At 69.1% G+C, this 15,329-nt stretch carries 15 protein-coding genes; 8 read left to right on the top strand and 7 right to left on the bottom strand.

Translation table 11 applies throughout. The annotated features are described in order from the left end of the window. The first annotated feature begins 76 nt into the window (after positions 1-76). Together AC1DW3_RS02580 and AC1DW3_RS02575 are read left to right on the top strand one after the other, a co-directional pair. Positions 77-1,765, top strand: coding sequence for a DEAD/DEAH box helicase (locus AC1DW3_RS02580; protein ID WP_477928295.1), 1,689 nt, complete (start codon positions 77-79; stop codon positions 1,763-1,765). Between the two features lie 64 nt (positions 1,766-1,829). Further along, positions 1,830-2,426 carry a DUF1294 domain-containing protein gene (locus AC1DW3_RS02575; RefSeq protein WP_477928293.1) on the top strand — a complete coding sequence of 199 codons (597 nt, stop codon included), beginning with the start codon at positions 1,830-1,832 and terminating at the stop codon, positions 2,424-2,426. On the opposite strand, the gene AC1DW3_RS02570 is transcribed toward AC1DW3_RS02575, so the two are convergent. From AC1DW3_RS02570 to AC1DW3_RS02550, 5 genes are all read right to left on the bottom strand, one after another. Continuing rightward, entirely contained in the window at positions 2,404-3,078 is a 675-nt protein-coding gene (locus tag AC1DW3_RS02570; protein ID WP_477928292.1) for a hypothetical protein, read from the bottom strand. The two genes, AC1DW3_RS02575 and AC1DW3_RS02570, sit on opposite strands and share 23 nt — an antisense overlap. A gap of 32 nt (positions 3,079-3,110) precedes the next feature. Further along, entirely contained in the window at positions 3,111-3,641 is a 531-nt protein-coding gene (locus tag AC1DW3_RS02565; RefSeq protein ID WP_477928290.1) for a MerR family transcriptional regulator, read from the bottom strand. Continuing rightward, complete coding sequence (locus AC1DW3_RS02560) at positions 3,638-4,000, bottom strand: hypothetical protein (protein WP_477928288.1); 363 nt, start codon at positions 3,998-4,000, stop codon at positions 3,638-3,640. Before AC1DW3_RS02560 ends, AC1DW3_RS02565 begins: the two co-directional genes overlap by 4 nt. 70 nt (positions 4,001-4,070) lie before the next feature. Further along, a complete protein-coding gene (locus tag AC1DW3_RS02555) occupies positions 4,071-4,871 on the bottom strand; it encodes a DODA-type extradiol aromatic ring-opening family dioxygenase (protein ID WP_477928286.1) in 801 nt (266 codons plus the stop codon). A 78-nt stretch (positions 4,872-4,949) separates the two neighbouring features. Continuing rightward, on the bottom strand, positions 4,950-5,822 hold the full coding sequence (locus tag AC1DW3_RS02550) for an L-type lectin-domain containing protein (RefSeq protein WP_477928284.1): 873 nt from the start codon (positions 5,820-5,822) through the stop codon (positions 4,950-4,952). A 175-nt stretch (positions 5,823-5,997) separates the two neighbouring features. On the opposite strand from AC1DW3_RS02550, the gene AC1DW3_RS02545 reads away from it, so the two are divergent. Genes AC1DW3_RS02545 through map form a run of 6 tightly spaced genes read left to right on the top strand, consistent with a single transcriptional unit; the run spans position 5,998 to position 12,310 of the window. Beyond that, positions 5,998-7,302 carry a hypothetical protein gene (locus tag AC1DW3_RS02545; RefSeq protein WP_477928282.1) on the top strand — a complete coding sequence of 435 codons (1,305 nt, stop codon included), beginning with the start codon at positions 5,998-6,000 and terminating at the stop codon, positions 7,300-7,302. Next, a complete protein-coding gene (locus AC1DW3_RS02540) occupies positions 7,299-7,985 on the top strand; it encodes a hypothetical protein (RefSeq protein ID WP_477928280.1) in 687 nt (228 codons plus the stop codon). The genes AC1DW3_RS02545 and AC1DW3_RS02540 overlap by 4 nt, the downstream gene beginning before the upstream one ends. Further along, entirely contained in the window at positions 7,985-10,801 is a 2,817-nt protein-coding gene (locus tag AC1DW3_RS02535) for an ATP-binding protein (protein WP_477928278.1), read from the top strand. The genes AC1DW3_RS02540 and AC1DW3_RS02535 overlap by 1 nt, the downstream gene beginning before the upstream one ends. Next, on the top strand, positions 10,794-11,237 hold the full coding sequence (locus tag AC1DW3_RS02530) for an acyl-CoA thioesterase (protein ID WP_477928276.1): 444 nt from the start codon (positions 10,794-10,796) through the stop codon (positions 11,235-11,237). Before AC1DW3_RS02535 ends, AC1DW3_RS02530 begins: the two co-directional genes overlap by 8 nt. Before the next feature lie 36 nt (positions 11,238-11,273). Beyond that, positions 11,274-11,522 carry a ParD-like family protein gene (locus AC1DW3_RS02525; RefSeq protein WP_056197644.1) on the top strand — a complete coding sequence of 83 codons (249 nt, stop codon included), beginning with the start codon at positions 11,274-11,276 and terminating at the stop codon, positions 11,520-11,522. After that, entirely contained in the window at positions 11,519-12,310 is a 792-nt protein-coding gene (gene map / locus AC1DW3_RS02520; protein ID WP_477928274.1) for a type I methionyl aminopeptidase, read from the top strand. The genes AC1DW3_RS02525 and map overlap by 4 nt, the downstream gene beginning before the upstream one ends. A gap of 71 nt (positions 12,311-12,381) precedes the next feature. On the opposite strand, the gene AC1DW3_RS02515 is transcribed toward map, so the two are convergent. Together AC1DW3_RS02515 and metE are read right to left on the bottom strand one after the other, a co-directional pair. Next, positions 12,382-12,888 (bottom strand): hypothetical protein, encoded by a 507-nt coding sequence (locus AC1DW3_RS02515; RefSeq protein ID WP_477928272.1) that lies wholly within the window; start codon positions 12,886-12,888, stop codon positions 12,382-12,384. A gap of 106 nt (positions 12,889-12,994) precedes the next feature. Further along, the gene (gene metE, locus AC1DW3_RS02510; protein ID WP_477928270.1) at positions 12,995-15,325 is read right to left on the bottom strand and encodes a 5-methyltetrahydropteroyltriglutamate--homocysteine S-methyltransferase; all 2,331 of its coding nucleotides are present in this window, start codon (positions 15,323-15,325) and stop codon (positions 12,995-12,997) included. Positions 15,326-15,329 lie beyond the last annotated feature (4 nt).

Genomic DNA, 15,329 nt, shown 5'->3' with positions numbered 1-15,329 from the left:
TGGTCTGTTCAGCGCCCGCGTGTCTGCCCTCACTGTTTTCCGGGCGGCATGGATGGGCTTTGACTGAAAGAACGACATGAGTTTCGATACCCTGGGCCTGAACGAAGTGGTCCTGAAGGCCGTGAAAGATTCCGGCTACGAGAACGCCACCGACGTGCAGACGCTCGCCATCCCCGCTGCCATCGCCAACAAGGACTTGATGGTCTCGGCGCGCACCGGCTCGGGCAAGACCGCTGCCTTCATCCTGCCGGCGCTGGAAAAGATCCTGGCCGCCCGCGGTGACGACAGCAAGCGGCGCGAAAAGGGCAAGATCTACGGCCCCAAGATCCTGGTGCTGGCTCCCACCCGTGAGCTGGCCATGCAGGTCGCCAAGGCTGCACAGACCTACGGTCGCTTCATTCCCGGCCTGAAGGTCGCGACGGTGCTGGGCGGCATGCCCTACCCGCTGCAGATCCGCCAGCTGACTGGCCCCCTGGACATCCTGATCGCGACCCCCGGCCGCCTGATCGACCACATCAATTCCGGCAAGTGCGTGCTGGGCAATGTCGAGATGCTGGTGCTGGACGAAGCCGACCGCATGCTGGACATGGGTTTCATCGACGACATCACGATGATCGCCGGCAACACGCCGCCCGAGCGTCAGACCGTGATGTTCAGCGCCACCTTCGCCGGCCACGTCGGCCGCCTTGCGCAGAACCTGTTGAAGGATCCGCAGCGCATCGAGGTTGCCAACCACACCGACACGCACGAGAACATCGAACAGCGCCTGCACTGGGCTGACAACCCCCATCACAAGGACCAGCTGCTGGAATCCATCCTGGCGCTGCCGGAAATGGAGCAGGCCGTTGTGTTCACCAGCACCCAGCGTGACGCCGACTGGCTGTCCGAGCGCCTGGCCGAGATCGGCCACTCGGTCGCCCCGCTGCACGGCGCCATGCCGCAAGGCAAGCGCAACCGCGTGCTGCAGGCCCTGCGCAGCAAGCAGGTGCGCGTGCTGGTGGCCACCGACGTCGCTGCCCGCGGCATCGACGTGCCGACCATCAGCCACGTCATCAACTACGGCCTGCCGATGAAGGCCGAGGACTATGTCCACCGCATCGGCCGCACCGGCCGTGCCGGTCGCCAGGGTCTGGCCATCACGCTGGGCCTGCGCGACGACGTGTCCATGATCCGCCGCATCCAGCAGTTCACGACGCAGACGATTCCGGTGCAGCAAATCGAAGGCCTCGAGCCCAAGACGCAAGAGCCGCGCATCTTCCCGCCGCGTCCGGCTGGCAGCTTCGACGACCGTGGCCCGCGTGGCAACTTCGGCAGTGGCCGTCCGAGCTTCGGCAACAAGCCCTTCCGTCGTGAAGACGGCGGCCGTCCCTTCCATGGCGGTGGCAAGCCCTTCAATCATGGTGCCGGCGGCCAGGACCGTGGCTTCGCGCCCCGTGACGACCGCGGCTTCGCCCCGCGTGGCGACCAGCGTGGTTTCGCACCGCGTGGCGACGCCCCGGCCTTCCAGCCGCGTGACGAGCGTGGTTTCCAACCCCGTGAAGACCGTGGCTTCCAGCCGCGTGATGACCGTGGTTTTGCCAACCGCGACGAGCGTGGCTTCCAGCCGCGTGAAGACCGCGGCTTCGCGCCCCGTGACGACCGTGGTTTCGCACCGCGCGGCGATCGCCCCTTCCAGCCGGGCGCCAAGCCCAGCTTCGGTGCCAAGCCGGCCTTCGGCGACCGCCGTCCGCCGAGTGGCCCGCGCAAGGGTGGCTTCGGCCGCTGATCCCGCGGCGGCAGTTGCCGCCCGGCGATGATGGAGGGCCCGCTGTGCGGGCCCTTTTTTCATGATGAGCTCCAGCGACAGACAGACCGGCACCCTCGTCCAGTGGGACGACGCCAAGGGCTATGGCTTCATCGCGCCCGATGGCGGCGCGGCCCGCCTCTTCGTGCACATCCAGGCCTTTGCGGCCCGCCCGCAGCGGCCGGTGGTGGGCGAGAGGTTGAGCTTCCAGACGGGCCGTGACGCCCAGGGCAAGCCGCGCGCACTGGCCGTGCGGCCCATCAAGGCGCCACCGCCGCCCGCCACGCCGCGTGATCGCGGCCGGGTGTTGCTGCTGGTGCCGGCCTTTGCCGGCTTTGTGCTCACCGTGCACCTGCTGTGGGGTGTGCCCAACTGGCTCTGGGGCCTCTACTCCGCCATGAGCATGGCGACCTTCATCGTCTATGCGCTCGACAAGCGTGCCGCCCGGCGCGGTGACTGGCGTGTGGGCGAGAACACGCTGCACGGGCTGTCCCTGGCCTGCGGTTGGCCGGGGGCGCTGCTGGCCCAGCAGGTGCTGCGCCACAAGAGCGTGAAGCCGGCGTTCCGGCGCCTCTACTGGGCGACGGTCGTCATCAACATCGCGGCCTTCGCCGCGGTCTTCACGCCGCTGCTGAAAAGCTGAGTTCGCCCAGGCCCTCGATGACGAGGCTGCCGTGGGCCGGGCCGGTGAGGGCATGCAGGCCACCCCAGGCGCCCGTCGTCACGACGGTTCCCGCAGCGACAGTGGCGCCGTTTCGCGTGGCATGACGGAACCACGCGGGCAGCACGCCGGCCGGGTAGTTCAGAGAATGGCCACCGCGGCGGACGATGTCGGGCTGGCCTTCCAGGGCCAGGCGCCATTCGAGCTGGCCCCAGTCCAGTGTGCGAAAGGGCTGCCAGGCGCCGAGCAGCAGGCCGGCATTGGACTGGTGATCGGCCATGCGCAGCAGGGCTGGCGCGTCCAGCCCTTCTTCCCAGCGCGAGGCGACCAGTTCCACGGCGATGCACATGGCTTCGGGCGCGCCATCCGCGTTGACGTGCAGCGCCACTTCGGCCTCGACGCCCAGCAGGGCCGTGCCCGCCACGGGATTCACGGGCGAATGGCTGAACGGCCCCTGAGCGCTGGCACCGCCGGACTTCCAGCGGTCGAAGCGCCAACCCAGGGCCAGCGCGACGCCGTCCTGCACGGCGTAGGCGTCGGCTTCGTCGCGGACGGCGTCGACCCAGTCGGCGGCTTTGAGCTGGCCGCCTTCGCGATGGCAGGCGACGAGTTGGGCTATCAGCGCGTTTCTCATGGCCCCAGTGTCGCGGACGCCGCGGCTCGCAATCACGCAGCCGCTTGACGAATCGCAGCGACTTCCGCCGGCGACAGCCCGAGTGAGTTCAGGAAAGCCTCGTGCTGGTCGGGCGCCGCAGTCTCGAAGCCAGCGTGCCAGCGGCGCATGTCCGCGTCGCTGAAGCCGGCCTGGCGCAGCAGCGCGACCCAGTCGACCTTGCCGCGGGCCTTTCGGCGTGCATGGAATTCCGGCATGGCGAGCAGCCGGGCCAGTTCCTGCTGCTGCTCGCGCAGTCGCTGCACCTCGTCGCTCAGCGCGAGCAGGCGTTGCTCCAGCAGGGCGGCAGGCCCGCCGGCAGCGGGGCGGGACAGCAGCTGCTGGATGGCCTGCAGGGACAGGCCGGCGTCGCGGTAGCGGCGGATGGCCTGCAGCCGCTGCACCTCGGCCTCGCCATAGAGCCGATAGCCACTCTCGCTGCGGGCGAGTGGCTTCAGCAGCCCCAGGGCTTCGTAATGCAGCAGTGAGGAGCGCGCCAGGCCGGTGGCGCGGGCCAGGCGACCGAGCGTCAGTGGCGGGCTCATGCGGGCAGGGGCAGCAGGTCGGGTGGAAGGAAGCGCAACCGCGCCTCCGGGCTGGCCAACAGTGTCGGCGAATAGTGGCGCGCCGACAGACCCCTCGCGTCGTCCAGCAGGGCCGCATCGTTGGGACCGTGGGCTGCCATCAGCCGCAGCAGGGCCTCGGTGATGGTGCGGTGGAACTTGGCTTGGGCGCCATGGTGGGCCGCGAAGCGGGCGATGTCGGCGCAGGTGCGCTCGATGGCGACCTCCAGCGGCGCGCTTTGTAGATGCAACCTGGCCAGCCGCAGATGCTGCAGATGGCCGAAGTCGCTGGCGGGCAGTGCGCCGCTGGCGATGGCTGCCAGGAAGGTTTCGTCTGTCATGGCCTCTCCAGAAGGGAAAAGCCATCAGCCTCAGGGTGACGGCAGTCGTCAGGTCAAGCGCATTCCCGCCCTAGCCGAAGCGGAAGCTGGACGCGGTCACGCCGCCCATGAACTCCGTCTCGTGATAGCTGCAGGCGCCGGCTTCGCCCTCGGCGGCGCCGGCCGCCACCATCAGCGGCAGCAGGTGTTCTTCGCGCGGATGGGCGAGGCGGGCGGCGGGGGCCTGGGCCCAGGCCTGCAGGCGCTCGGCGCGGCCGTCCGGCGAGGGCACGGCGGCCTGCAGCCAGGCGTCGAAAGCGACCGACGGTTCGCGGCCCGCCGCGCCGTAGAGGCGCAGGTTGTGGAAGCTGAAGCCGCTGCCGAGGATGAGGACGCCTTCGTCGCGCAGCGGTGCCAGCGCCCGGCCCAGGGCAAGGTGCTCGGCCGGGTTCAGGCCGCGCTTGAGCGACAGCTGCACGACGGGCACGTCGGCGTCCGGGTACATGGGCACCAGCGTGCAGAAGGCGCCATGGTCGAAGCCGCGCTGGGCGTCGCGTGCGGCGGGCAGGCCGGCCGCCTGGATCAGCGCGACGACGCGTTCGGCCAACACCGGGTCACCAGGGGCCGGATAGACCACCTCATAGGTATGGGCCGGGAAGCCGCCGTAGTCGTAGAGCATGCCGGGCGCTGGCGAGGTCATGACCGTGAAGGCGGCCTCTTCCCAGTGGGCCGACAGCATCAGGATGGCCTTCGGCTTGGCCGGCAATGTGGCGGGCAAGGCTTGCAGCGAAGTTTCCAGCTTGGCGTGGGCGCGACGGTAGTCGCCGTCCATGAAGGGCCAAGGGCCACCGCCGTGGGACAGGAAGAAGCTGGGCAGGCGAGTGTTTTGCATGCCCCAAAGCGTAGGCCCGCTTGCGCGGGCCTGGTTTCAGCCGGCTTGACGCCGGCATTCGCAAAACTCGAACGTCGATCAGGCCTGGCGGCGACGGCGGCTGACGGCCAGGGCGGCAACGCCGGCCAGGCTCAGGAGGGCCAGACTGGCCGGCTCGGGCAGGCGGTTGCCGGGGCCGACGATGGAGGTGTCGTTGGCCAGTTGCCAGTTCAGGATGTCGTGATTCTCGATACCTGAGCCGGTCGCGGCCGTGAAGCCGACGAAGGCGTCGTTGGTGCCCAGGGCACCGGAAATGTCGATGCTGAAGTCGGTGATGAGTTGAATCAGCGCAGAACCGGCTTCCTGGACGCTGACGTTGAGCTTCTGCGTCGTGCCGTCGTAGTTGACGAAGGCCGACCAGACCTTGCCGTTGCTCATGCAGCCGGCCGCCAGGTGGTTGCCGAGGTGGCAGTTGCTGTTGCCGTAGGGCGAGGCCGTCACCAGGCTGGCCAGCGAACCGTTGACGTCCACGGCCACATGGTTGCTGCCGCCTACTTCGCCGTTGTCATAGGTATCGAACTCGATGGCGACGCTGTTGCCCACGCCAGCGTAGCCCATTCCGCCGCCCAGCCCGCCCAGGCCCGCAGTGGCCTTGGCTACCACGAAGGTGAAACCGTCGGCAGGGTCGATACCCCCGGCTTCGCTCATGCGGAACTGGAAGCTGGTGCTGAAGGTCGCGCCGGCGCCGAGGGAGATGGCCGTCGTGCTGTAACCGGCGCCGCCGACAAAGGCGGCCGCTGGCGTCAACCGCAGGTCGCCGCCACCGGTGGGGGCCGTAGCGCCGACGCAGGTCAGCGTCGAGCCGCAGGCGCCAGTGAAGTTGGCGTAGTCGATGACGAGGGCAGCCTGGGCCTGAGGCGCGGCCGCGGCCAGGGCTAAAGCAGCGATGGCGAGCAGCGAGTGGCGGGTCATGGCATCTCCTCCGGTTGTTGCAGGAGACTACGCAAGTTCGGTGCCATCGGGACGGCTGCATGGGCGCCGTGCCGCCACGGCATCTGACTACGTCGCGTGGCTGTCAAAGCCGTCGACACCCCCTAGTTTGTCGGCGGCGAGAGGCATCTGAGGCGCCGTCGATAATCCGCGCCCCATGCTGATATCACCCCTGGACACCGACGACGCGCTGCGCCCCGACCGCGTGGAGGACTACTTCCGCGACGGCGCCGTGCCGGCGGACGCGCTGCTGTGGTGGCAGCTCGAACGACACGACGCCTTGCAGGTTGCGCTGCGGGCGCTCTTCCAGGGCCCGGCGGGCGTCACCCGGCTGCGGCTGTGGGTGTTCTTCGAGCTGATGGCCTTGCGCGAGTCGCGCCTGACCCGCGAGGCGCTGAACCAGGCCTTCCACGTGCTGCGCGACGAGGTGCTGGACAACGTGCTCAAGCGCCTGCGCGAGGCCGAGCTGCTGGCCTGGGACGCCACCGCCCAGACTTATGCCGTCACGCCGCTGGCCCAGCAGCTCGTCGGCCTGCTGCAGCCGCTGACGCAGGAGCAGGCGCCCGACGGCGACCTGGCCTCGCTGCTGGCCGGCGTCGCYGGCGCCCACCAGCTCGGCACCTTGCAGCCGGCCCAGYTGCAGCAYCTGCTGGCCCAGCTCTCGCGGCTCTACGACGAGTTCGCCGACGCCATCGCCAGCGGCAGCGAGTTCGCCTTGCGTCGGGCCCGCACCCGTTTCGAGAAGGCGTTGACGCTGGTGGACCGCGCCGGCGAAGCCCTGGGCGCCATCATTGCCCAGGCCGAGACCGCCGGCGACGCCCGCCTGGAGCGCCTGGCCCGCGAGCTGGGCCTGGCCCAGGCACGGCTGCTGGCGATGGCCAGCCAGTTCAACCGCGCCCTGCAGCAGGCAGACCGCCAGCGCGTGACGCTGGGTTCCACCGGCATCACGACCACCGATGTGCGCCGCTGGCTGCAGAGCCAGGGCGACCTGGCCACCCTGTTGAATGGCGCCTGGGAGCGACCGGTGCACCCGGTGCTGGTTGCCCAGTACGACCTCGTCGACACCGCCGAGGCCGAGTTCGAGCGCGACCGGCCCAAGCCTTCCGAAGCCGCCGCGCTGCCGCAAGGCCAGGCCGCGCCGACCGGCGAGCTGGCCGTGATGCAGCTGCCGCCCGACATGGACCAGATGCAGGCCCTGCTGACCATCTGGGCCGCCGCCGACCCCGTGGAACGCGACCTGGCGCCGGCCATCCTGGGCGACAGCTATGCCCGCGCTGCCTACCGCGCCCAGCTGCTGCCGCTGCTGGGCGATGCCCAGGCCCGCCACCTCAAGGGCGCTACCGGCGACATGGCCCGCCAGCCCTGGTCGGTGCGCTGGTCCGCCGAGCAAGGCCCCGTCGACGACGAGTTCGTCAAATGGATGAGCCGCGGCGTCCTCTCACCTGAATCTTCTTCCTCATGAGCCAAGCCCTCGACGACTCCGCGCAACTCGCGGCCCAGCTGCTCGCGCGCCGCTGGCTGCCGCGCAGCCACCCCCTCGTGCGCCGCGCGCTGATCGACACCGAGCTGTGGAACCAGCTCGGCGCCCGCCTGGCCGGCGTGGGCCTGCGCCTGGTGGACAACGTGCATGCCGACCACATCTCGGTCGCGCTGCTGCGCCCGGCCGAGAGCGCCGTGTTCGGCGAGATGGGCCTGGCCGCCAACAACAACCTCGACCTGCCGCGCGACGGCGTGGCGCTGCTCGTCGTGCTGTGGTCGCTCATCGTCCTGCCCAAGCGCCAGCGCCAGGTGGCCCGCAGCGACGCCATCCATGCCGGCCAGGGCGAATTCTTCGCCACCGACAAACCCATGCCGCAGGCCGCCAGCGTCGCGCCGCTGATCAGCTACCGCAGCCTGCTGGCCGACTTCGGTGACCAGCTCGGCAAGAAGCTGCGCCTGGACACCAACCTCAAGCTGCTGGAGCGCCACGGCTTCGTCACGCGCCGCGGCGAGGACATTGCCGAAGGTCCGCTGCTGGACCTGCTGATCGACTACGACCTGCTGGCACCCCGCATCCTCGACGGTGCGCTCGGCGACGTGCTGGCCCGCGCCGGCCATCCGCTGCCGCGCGCCGAAGAAGCAGAACAACAAGAACTCGACGACTGATGTTCCACCTGCAATCGCTTGAACTGCTGCACTGGGACTACTGCCAGCGCGTCACGCTGCCCCTGGACGGCGCCATCATCACCATCGCCGGCCCCAACGGCTCGGGCAAGACCACGCTGCTGGACGCCATGCGCACGCTGCTGGGTTTGGAGTGTTCCGGCGGCCGCACGTACAAGACCTACGCCCGCCACGCCAACGCCGAGACGGCCTGGCTGCGCGCGCTGGTGGACAACCGCCCGCGTTCGCGCCAGAACAGCAGCCGGCCGTTTGCGTCGTCGCTGCTGTATGCCGACCAGGTCACGCTGGCCTGCCGCATCGAGCGCCATGGCGGCGACTGGGTGCGCCGCTACGTCATCCTCGACGGCGTTCACGAGATCGAGCAACTCGCCGAGCGCGGCGACCGCGACTGGCTGGGCATCGAGGCGTGGAAGAAGCGGCTCGAAGCGGCTGGCCTGACGCGCGCCATCGGCCGCGTGCTGGCGCTGGAGCAGGGCCAGACCGACCGCCTTTGCGAGCTGTCTCCCAAGGAACTGCTGCGCCTCGTCTTCGAGGTCTTCGGCGACCAGGAGGTGCTGGACCGCTATGAGCAGGCGCGCAGCCACCAGCAGCAGCTGGGCAAGGAAGTGGAGCAGGCCGGCGCCGAGCTGGCGCATACCCAGGCCCAGCTCAGCGACTTGGCCAACCGCGTCAACAGCCACCGCCAGTACCAGCTCAAGATCCAGGAGCGCGAACGCCTGGCCACCGAGGTGCTGCCCGTGCTGCGCTGGAGCGAGGCGCGTGAGCGCATCACCCGCGATGCGCGCGAGCTGCACCGCCAGCGCCTGTTCGCCTCGGGCGACGTGAAGGCGCTGAGCGAGAAGCGCGCGGCCTTGCATGGCCTGTTCACCGCGCAGGAAACGGCCAAGGAGCGCATGAAGGCGCTGGACGGCGAGCGCCGCGAAGCGCGGGCTTCGTTCGATGCCGCCCGTGAAGCCGAGCGGCCGGCCGAAGCGCTGGTCAAGCGTGAGGACGAACTCAAGGCACTGGCCGACGTCGAGGCCGACGCCGCCGCGCTGACGGCCAAGATGCAGGAGCTGGCCAGCGAGCGCGAGCGCCTGCGCGCCGACTACACCCGCGCCAGCGACAAGGCAGCGAGAGCTCAGACCCAGCTCGGCGAGCTGAGCGGCAAGCGCCTGCCCCCGCCGCCGCCTGAAGTCGCGCCGATGAAGCGCGCGCTGGATGACGCCGGCATTGCCCATTACCTCGTTGCCGACAGCATCGACATCGCCGACGAGACCTGGCGCGCCGCTGCCGAAGGCCTGCTGCGCCCGTCGCGCTGGGTCGTCGTGCTGAAGCACCGCAGCGACGAGGGCCGCGCCTTCGACATCGCCGCCAAGCAGCGCTACCGCCACTACGTCGTGGCCGACACCTCGCCCGTCACGCAGGCGCCCGCCGGCACGCTGCTGGCCGCGCTGAACGTCAGCGCGCCGCTGCCGGCCTGGCTGGCCCGCCAGCTGGGCGGCATCCGCTGCGTCACGTCGACGGAAGAGGGCGCCAAGGTCGGCGGCGAATGGATCACGACGGATGCCTATTACCGCGACGGCCGCGGCGGCCGCAGCGTTTTCGTCGAGCCGCGCGACCACCAGTTCGGCGCGTCCGCCGTCGATTCGCGTCGAGGTGCGCTGGAGGCCGAGCTGGCCCGCTGGGATGGCGAGCTGAGCCGAGTCGCCAAGGCGCAGGCGGAAGTCGAACGCCAGTTCAAGGACGTGCAGCGCGCGGCCGTGGGCCACAAGGCGGCGCAGGAGTTGAGCGAGCGTGCCGACGAGTTCACCGAAGCCCGCAGCCGCCTGCCTGTGCTGCGCCAGGCCCGCGCTGAAGCCGCCTCGCGCATGAGCCAGCTCGACGCCGAGCACGATCGCATGCTGCGCGATTCCACGCGCAGCGAGCAGGCCTATGAAGGCGCCCAGATCGCGCTGAAGGACGGCGAGGGCTCGGCCGCCGGCCGCCTGCGCGAGCACGAGGCCAGGCGCGAGGCGCTGCGCAAGGCGTCCCAGGAGTCCCGCAAGCAGAAGGCCCAGTTCCCCAGGTCCTGGATCACGCCCGCCGCGCTGGCCGCCGCCCGTGACGAATTCGAGAACGCCCGCCAGGCCGAGATCCGCGCCCATCACGTCGACCAGGAGCTCGAAGGCGGCCACTGGGAAGTCGATGCGAGCGTCGTCGACCGACATGCGCGCATGTCGGCCCAGGTGCATGAGCAGGACACCCAGTTGAACGACCGCCGCGCCAGCAACGAGCTGGCCCGCATCGCCGCCTTCAACGCCCGCGAGCGCTACATCGACGTGATGCGTGCCACCGTGCGCCGCTACAAGAAGAACGTGGCCGAACTGGGCGAACTAGCCGGCACGACGGCCGAGGCCGTGCTGCCGCATCTGGACAACGACGACACCGTGCTCGCCCAGGCCGGCCTGCAGGTCAAGTTCAACTTCGACGGCAAGGGCGAGGTGGGGCTCAACGACGGCGAGGCCTCGGGCGGCCAGCAGGTGCTGAAGAGCCTGATCCTGCTGGTGGGCCTGATGAAGGACGACGAGACACCGGGCGGCTTCGTCTTCATCGACGAGCCCTTCGCCCACCTGGACGTGCGCAACATCCAGCTCGTCGGCCACTTCCTGCGCAGCACGCGCGCCCAATACCTGCTGACGACGCCGATCACGCACAACGTCGAGGTCTTCGAGCCCAGCGAGATCACGCTGGTCACGAGCAAGAAGCCACGTGGCGAACGCTGGGCGCCGCCGATTGCCGTGCTGGCACGCCGGCCCGAAGTCTCGGCCTATGACTGACTGGGACTACCCGTCGCCGTTCACGCTGGCGCTGACGCCGGCGCAAGAGCACATCGACGGGCTGGCCCACACCAACAACGCCGTCTATGTGCAGTGGTGCGAGCAAGCGGGCTGGGCGCATTCCGACGCACTGGGCCTGTCGCTCGACGACTACCGCCGGCTCGATCGCGCGATGGCCATCCGCGAGGGCCATTACGACTACCTGCTGCCGTCGTCCGAAGGCGAAGCGCTGCTGCTCGGCACCTGGCTGACGGCCAGCGACGGCAAGCTGACGATGGAGCGGCGCTTCCAGCTGCGACGCGCCAGCGACGGCGTCACGCTGGTGCGCGGCCGCTGGCTGCTGGTCTGCATCGAGATCAGCAGCGGCAAGCCCAAGCGCATGCCGCCCGAGTTCCTGAGCGCTTACGAAGCGGTGGTGGTTTCCAAGGTTGAGTGATATACGTTTCGTATACGAAGCGTATATAGTCGCGACATGGGAATCGTCAAAATCTCCGATCCAATGCATGAGAGCCTGCGCGTTGCGAGCCAGGCCTTGTCGCGCTCCATCAATGCCCAGGCAGAGCACTGGATGCGCATCGGCATGCTGGCCGAACTGCATCCGCAGCTGAGCCACAGCGAGATCTGCCAGCTGCTGATCCGCGCCGAGCAGGAGGGCGGGCTGGACCTGGCGCGCCTGGCCGGCTGGGCTCAGGCGCCGAAGGCCAAGGGAGCGCGGGCATGAAGAGCCTCAAGCTGCGTACGCCCGAGCAGGTGGCCAAGGCCCGCGAGGCCGGGCATCTGATCGCCGAGGTGCTGGCCATGCTCAAGCCCCACGTCGTGCCCGGCGTGACGACAGAGGAGCTGGACGACCTCTGCCGCGACTACATCGTCAACGAGCTGAAGTGCATCCCGTCCAATGTCGGCTATCACGGCTACCCGAAGACGGCCTGCATCTCGCCCAACCATGTCGTCTGCCACGGCATCCCGTCCAAGGACAAGCGGCTGAAGAAGGGCGACATCGTCAATGTCGATGTGACGCTGACCAAGGACGGCTGGTTCGGTGACAGCAGCCGCATGTTCATCGTCGGCGAGACCAATGTGCTGGCACGCCGGCTCGTCAACACGACCTACGAAGCCTTGCGCGCCGGCATCCGCCAGGTGCGTCCGGGCGCGACGTTAGGGGATGTGGGCCACGCCATCCAGACCGTCGCCCACGCGGCCGGCTTCAGTGTCGTGCGCGAGTACGGGGGCCATGGCATCGGCGACGTCTATCACGACGACCCGCACGTCAACCACTTCGGCCGCCCGGGCGAGGGACTGAAGCTGCAGGAGGGCATGATCTTCACGATCGAGCCCATGATCAACGCGGGCGCCGCCGCCATCCGTGAGCTGAACGACGGCTGGACGGTGGTGACGCGGGACAAGTCGCTGTCGGCGCAGTGGGAGCACATGGTGACCGTCACCAAGGACGGCTTCGAGATCCTGACACCGTGGCCGGATGGCTTGGGGGACTATCCGGCGATTGATTGAGGGCCCGATGCACGCGGCCCTCGGGTCGATGCGAGCTGGGTCGTATGGCCGGTGACCTCAATGTTTGGGCGTCACCTCTCGACAAACCATATGCTGCGCCGACGCGACGTGCGAGATTCAATGTCGAGCGTGAGCTCGGTTCGCAAGCGGCTGCATCGATCGCGGACCTTGTCATAGTCGCCGCCTTCCGCCATGGACACTTGCCCCTTGGCTCCCTTCTGCAGGATTTTTGCGAGCGCTTCCTGTAGGGGCGAGTAGCCATGAGCGTGCGTGGCTCGAGACAGGTACATGCCGTTCCCCGCGAAATACCAGTCTCGCAGGCGCGCTGAGAGGGCCTCGAGGTCGGAGTACTGAAGGTCCTGGTTCCGGGGCCACTTTGGCAGCGCCCGAGTCATCTTCCACAAGTCCTGATACGCCGAGATGCGGCGATTGCGCAGATCGATATCAACTGCCGCGGACGTGTCCGTCGCCTTGTTGATGCGGGCTTGAAGCACTGAACCGATCCAGCCCGCGAGGCCACCGAGCACAACGGCAACGCCGCCAAGAGGACCGAATACCGCAGAGGTGATGTCTTGCATGTCCACCGCGCTCTCCTACGGTTTGCGTGTGACGCCTGACGGGTTCCCGGTCGACTGCTTCTTGGCGCCGGCGAGCGCAATGATGCCAGCCCGTGTGCCGCGCGCGTCAGCCCAACGGCACCACCTCACGCCGCAACTCCCGCGCCGCCTCCACCATCCTCGCCAGCGCCGCCTCCGTCTCCGGCCAGCCGCGCGTCTTCAGCCCGCAGTCCGGGTTGACCCACAGCAGCTCCGGCGGAATGACCTCGGCGGCCTTCTTCAGCAGGCGCAGCATCTCGGCCGTGTCCGGCACGCGCGGCGAGTGGATGTCATAGACGCCCGGGCCGATCTCGTTGGGGTAGCGGAAGTCGCCAAAGCCGCGCAGCAACTCCATGTCGGAGCGGCTGGTCTCGATGGTGATGACGTCGGCATCCATGGCCGCGATCTCGGGCAGGATGTCGTTGAACTCCGAGTAGCACATATGCGTGTGGATCTGGGTGTCATCGCGCACAGCGCTGGCCGAGACGCGGAAGGCGCGTGTGGCCCAGGCGAGGTAGTGGCCCCAGGCCGCGCGGCGCAGCGGCAGGCCTTCGCGGATGGCGGGTTCGTCGATCTGGATGACGGCGATGCCGGCGGCCTCCAGGTCGGCCACCTCGTCGCGGATGGCGAGCGCAATCTGCAGGGCCGTGTCGGCGCGCGGCTGGTCGTCGCGCACAAAAGACCATTGCAGGATGGTGATGGGGCCGGTCAGCATGCCCTTCATGGGCTTGTCTGTCAGGCTTTGCGCGAAGACGGTCCAGTCCACGGTCATGGCCTTGGGGCGCGACACATCGCCGAACAGCACCGGCGGCTTCACGCAGCGTGAGCCATAGCTCTGCACCCAGCCGTTGGCGGTGAAGGCAAAGCCCGACAGCTGTTCGCCGAAGTACTCGACCATGTCATTGCGCTCGGCCTCGCCGTGCACCAGCACGTCCAGGCCCAGCGCTTCCTGCTTGCGCACCGCGAGTTCGATCTCGCGCTGCATGGCTTCGCGATAGGTCGCGTCGTCGAGCGTGCCGCGCTTGAAGGCGGCCCGGGCGGCGCGGATCTCGGGCGTCTGCGGAAAGGAGCCGATGGTGGTCGTCGGGAAGGCGGGCAGGTTGAGGCGCTGGCGTTGCGCGGCCTGGCGAATGGGGAAGGGCGAGCGGCGCTGGTCAGCGTCGGCCGACAGGCCCCTGAGGCGGGCCGCGACGCTGCCGTTGCGCACCCGCCGGCTGGCGACTCGGTTGGCGCGGGCGATGCGCGACTCGGCCAGTTCGCGGGCCACGCTGGTCTCGTCGCCCCACAGGGCGCGCTTGAGCACGCGCAACTCGTCCAGCTTCTCGACGGCGCCGGCCAGCCAGCCCTGCAGCTCGGTGTCCAGCGCCGCGTCATGGCGCAGGCTGAAGGGCACGTGCAGCAGCGAGCAGGACGGCGCCACCCACAGCCGGCCGCCGCGCAGTTCGCGGGCCTTGTTCAGCTGCGCGAGGGCGTGGTCCAGGTCGTTGCGCCAGATGTTGCGGCCGTCAATGATGCCGACCGACAGCTCGCGGTCCAGCGGCAGGCGCAGCGCGACGGGCAGCAGTTCCTCGGGCGCGCGCACGGCGTCGATGTGCAGGCCGGCCACGGGCAGCTCGCAGGCCAGCGCGAGGTTGTCGCCCAGCGGCGAGAAGTAAGTGGCCAGCAGCAGCGGCTGGCCGACGACGCCCAGGCGCGCATAGGCCAGGCGCAGCGCGTCCTGCCAGGCCGGGCTGAGGTCCAGGCCGAGGATGGGCTCGTCCAACTGCACCCAGGTCACGCCGCGGGCGGCCAGGCGGGTCAGCAGTTGCTCGTAGGCGGGCAGCAGGCGCTTCAGCAGCACGAGGCGGTCAAAACCCTCCTGCTTGCTCTTGCCGAGATAGAGGAAGCTGACCGGCCCCAGCAGCGCGACCTTGGGGCTGGCGGGCAGGGCGATGGCCTCGTCGACCTCGGCCAGCAGGCGCTCGGCGTTCAGGCTGAACTCGGTGGCGCTGTCGAACTCGGGCACGAGGTAGTGGTAGTTGGTGTCGAACCACTTGGTCATTTCCAGGGCGGGCACGCCGTCGACATGCGTGCCGCTGCAGCCGCAAGCCTCGGTCTGCGCATGGGTCGTCGTGATGCCGCGCGCCATCGCGAAATAGCGCTGCAGCGGTGTTTCCTGGCCCGTGAAGCCGAAGCGCGCCGGCTCACAGCCGAACAGCTGGATCAGGTGGGCGACATGGTCGTAAAGCGCGAAGTCGCCGACGGTGACGTGGTCCAGTCCGGCGTCCTGCTGCAGCTTCCAGTGGCGGGCGCGCAGCGCGGCGGCCTGGGCTTCCAGCTCGGTGGCGGGCAGGTCGCCGCGCCAGTGGCGCTCCAGCGCGGTCTTCAGTTCGCGGTGCTCGCCCATGCGCGGAAAGCCGAGGATATGAGTCTTGATCATGATG

This window comes from Roseateles sp. P2_H4 (assembly GCF_056403315.1).
This window is presented reverse-complemented; position numbering and strand designations above follow the sequence as displayed.

Coding starts and splice junctions, on each gene's coding strand:
- AC1DW3_RS02580 (WP_477928295.1), top strand. CDS start 77: ATGAGTTTCGATACCCTGGGCCTGAACGAAGTGGTCCTGAAGGCCGTG.
- AC1DW3_RS02575 (WP_477928293.1), top strand. CDS start 1,830: ATGAGCTCCAGCGACAGACAGACCGGCACCCTCGTCCAGTGGGACGAC.
- AC1DW3_RS02570 (WP_477928292.1), bottom strand. CDS start 3,078: ATGAGAAACGCGCTGATAGCCCAACTCGTCGCCTGCCATCGCGAAGGC.
- AC1DW3_RS02565 (WP_477928290.1), bottom strand. CDS start 3,641: ATGAGCCCGCCACTGACGCTCGGTCGCCTGGCCCGCGCCACCGGCCTG.
- AC1DW3_RS02560 (WP_477928288.1), bottom strand. CDS start 4,000: ATGACAGACGAAACCTTCCTGGCAGCCATCGCCAGCGGCGCACTGCCC.
- AC1DW3_RS02555 (WP_477928286.1), bottom strand. CDS start 4,871: ATGCAAAACACTCGCCTGCCCAGCTTCTTCCTGTCCCACGGCGGTGGC.
- AC1DW3_RS02550 (WP_477928284.1), bottom strand. CDS start 5,822: ATGACCCGCCACTCGCTGCTCGCCATCGCTGCTTTAGCCCTGGCCGCG.
- AC1DW3_RS02540 (WP_477928280.1), top strand. CDS start 7,299: ATGAGCCAAGCCCTCGACGACTCCGCGCAACTCGCGGCCCAGCTGCTC.
- AC1DW3_RS02535 (WP_477928278.1), top strand. CDS start 7,985: ATGTTCCACCTGCAATCGCTTGAACTGCTGCACTGGGACTACTGCCAG.
- AC1DW3_RS02530 (WP_477928276.1), top strand. CDS start 10,794: ATGACTGACTGGGACTACCCGTCGCCGTTCACGCTGGCGCTGACGCCG.
- AC1DW3_RS02525 (WP_056197644.1), top strand. CDS start 11,274: ATGGGAATCGTCAAAATCTCCGATCCAATGCATGAGAGCCTGCGCGTT.
- map (WP_477928274.1), top strand. CDS start 11,519: ATGAAGAGCCTCAAGCTGCGTACGCCCGAGCAGGTGGCCAAGGCCCGC.
- AC1DW3_RS02515 (WP_477928272.1), bottom strand. CDS start 12,888: ATGCAAGACATCACCTCTGCGGTATTCGGTCCTCTTGGCGGCGTTGCC.
- metE (WP_477928270.1), bottom strand. CDS start 15,325: ATGATCAAGACTCATATCCTCGGCTTTCCGCGCATGGGCGAGCACCGC.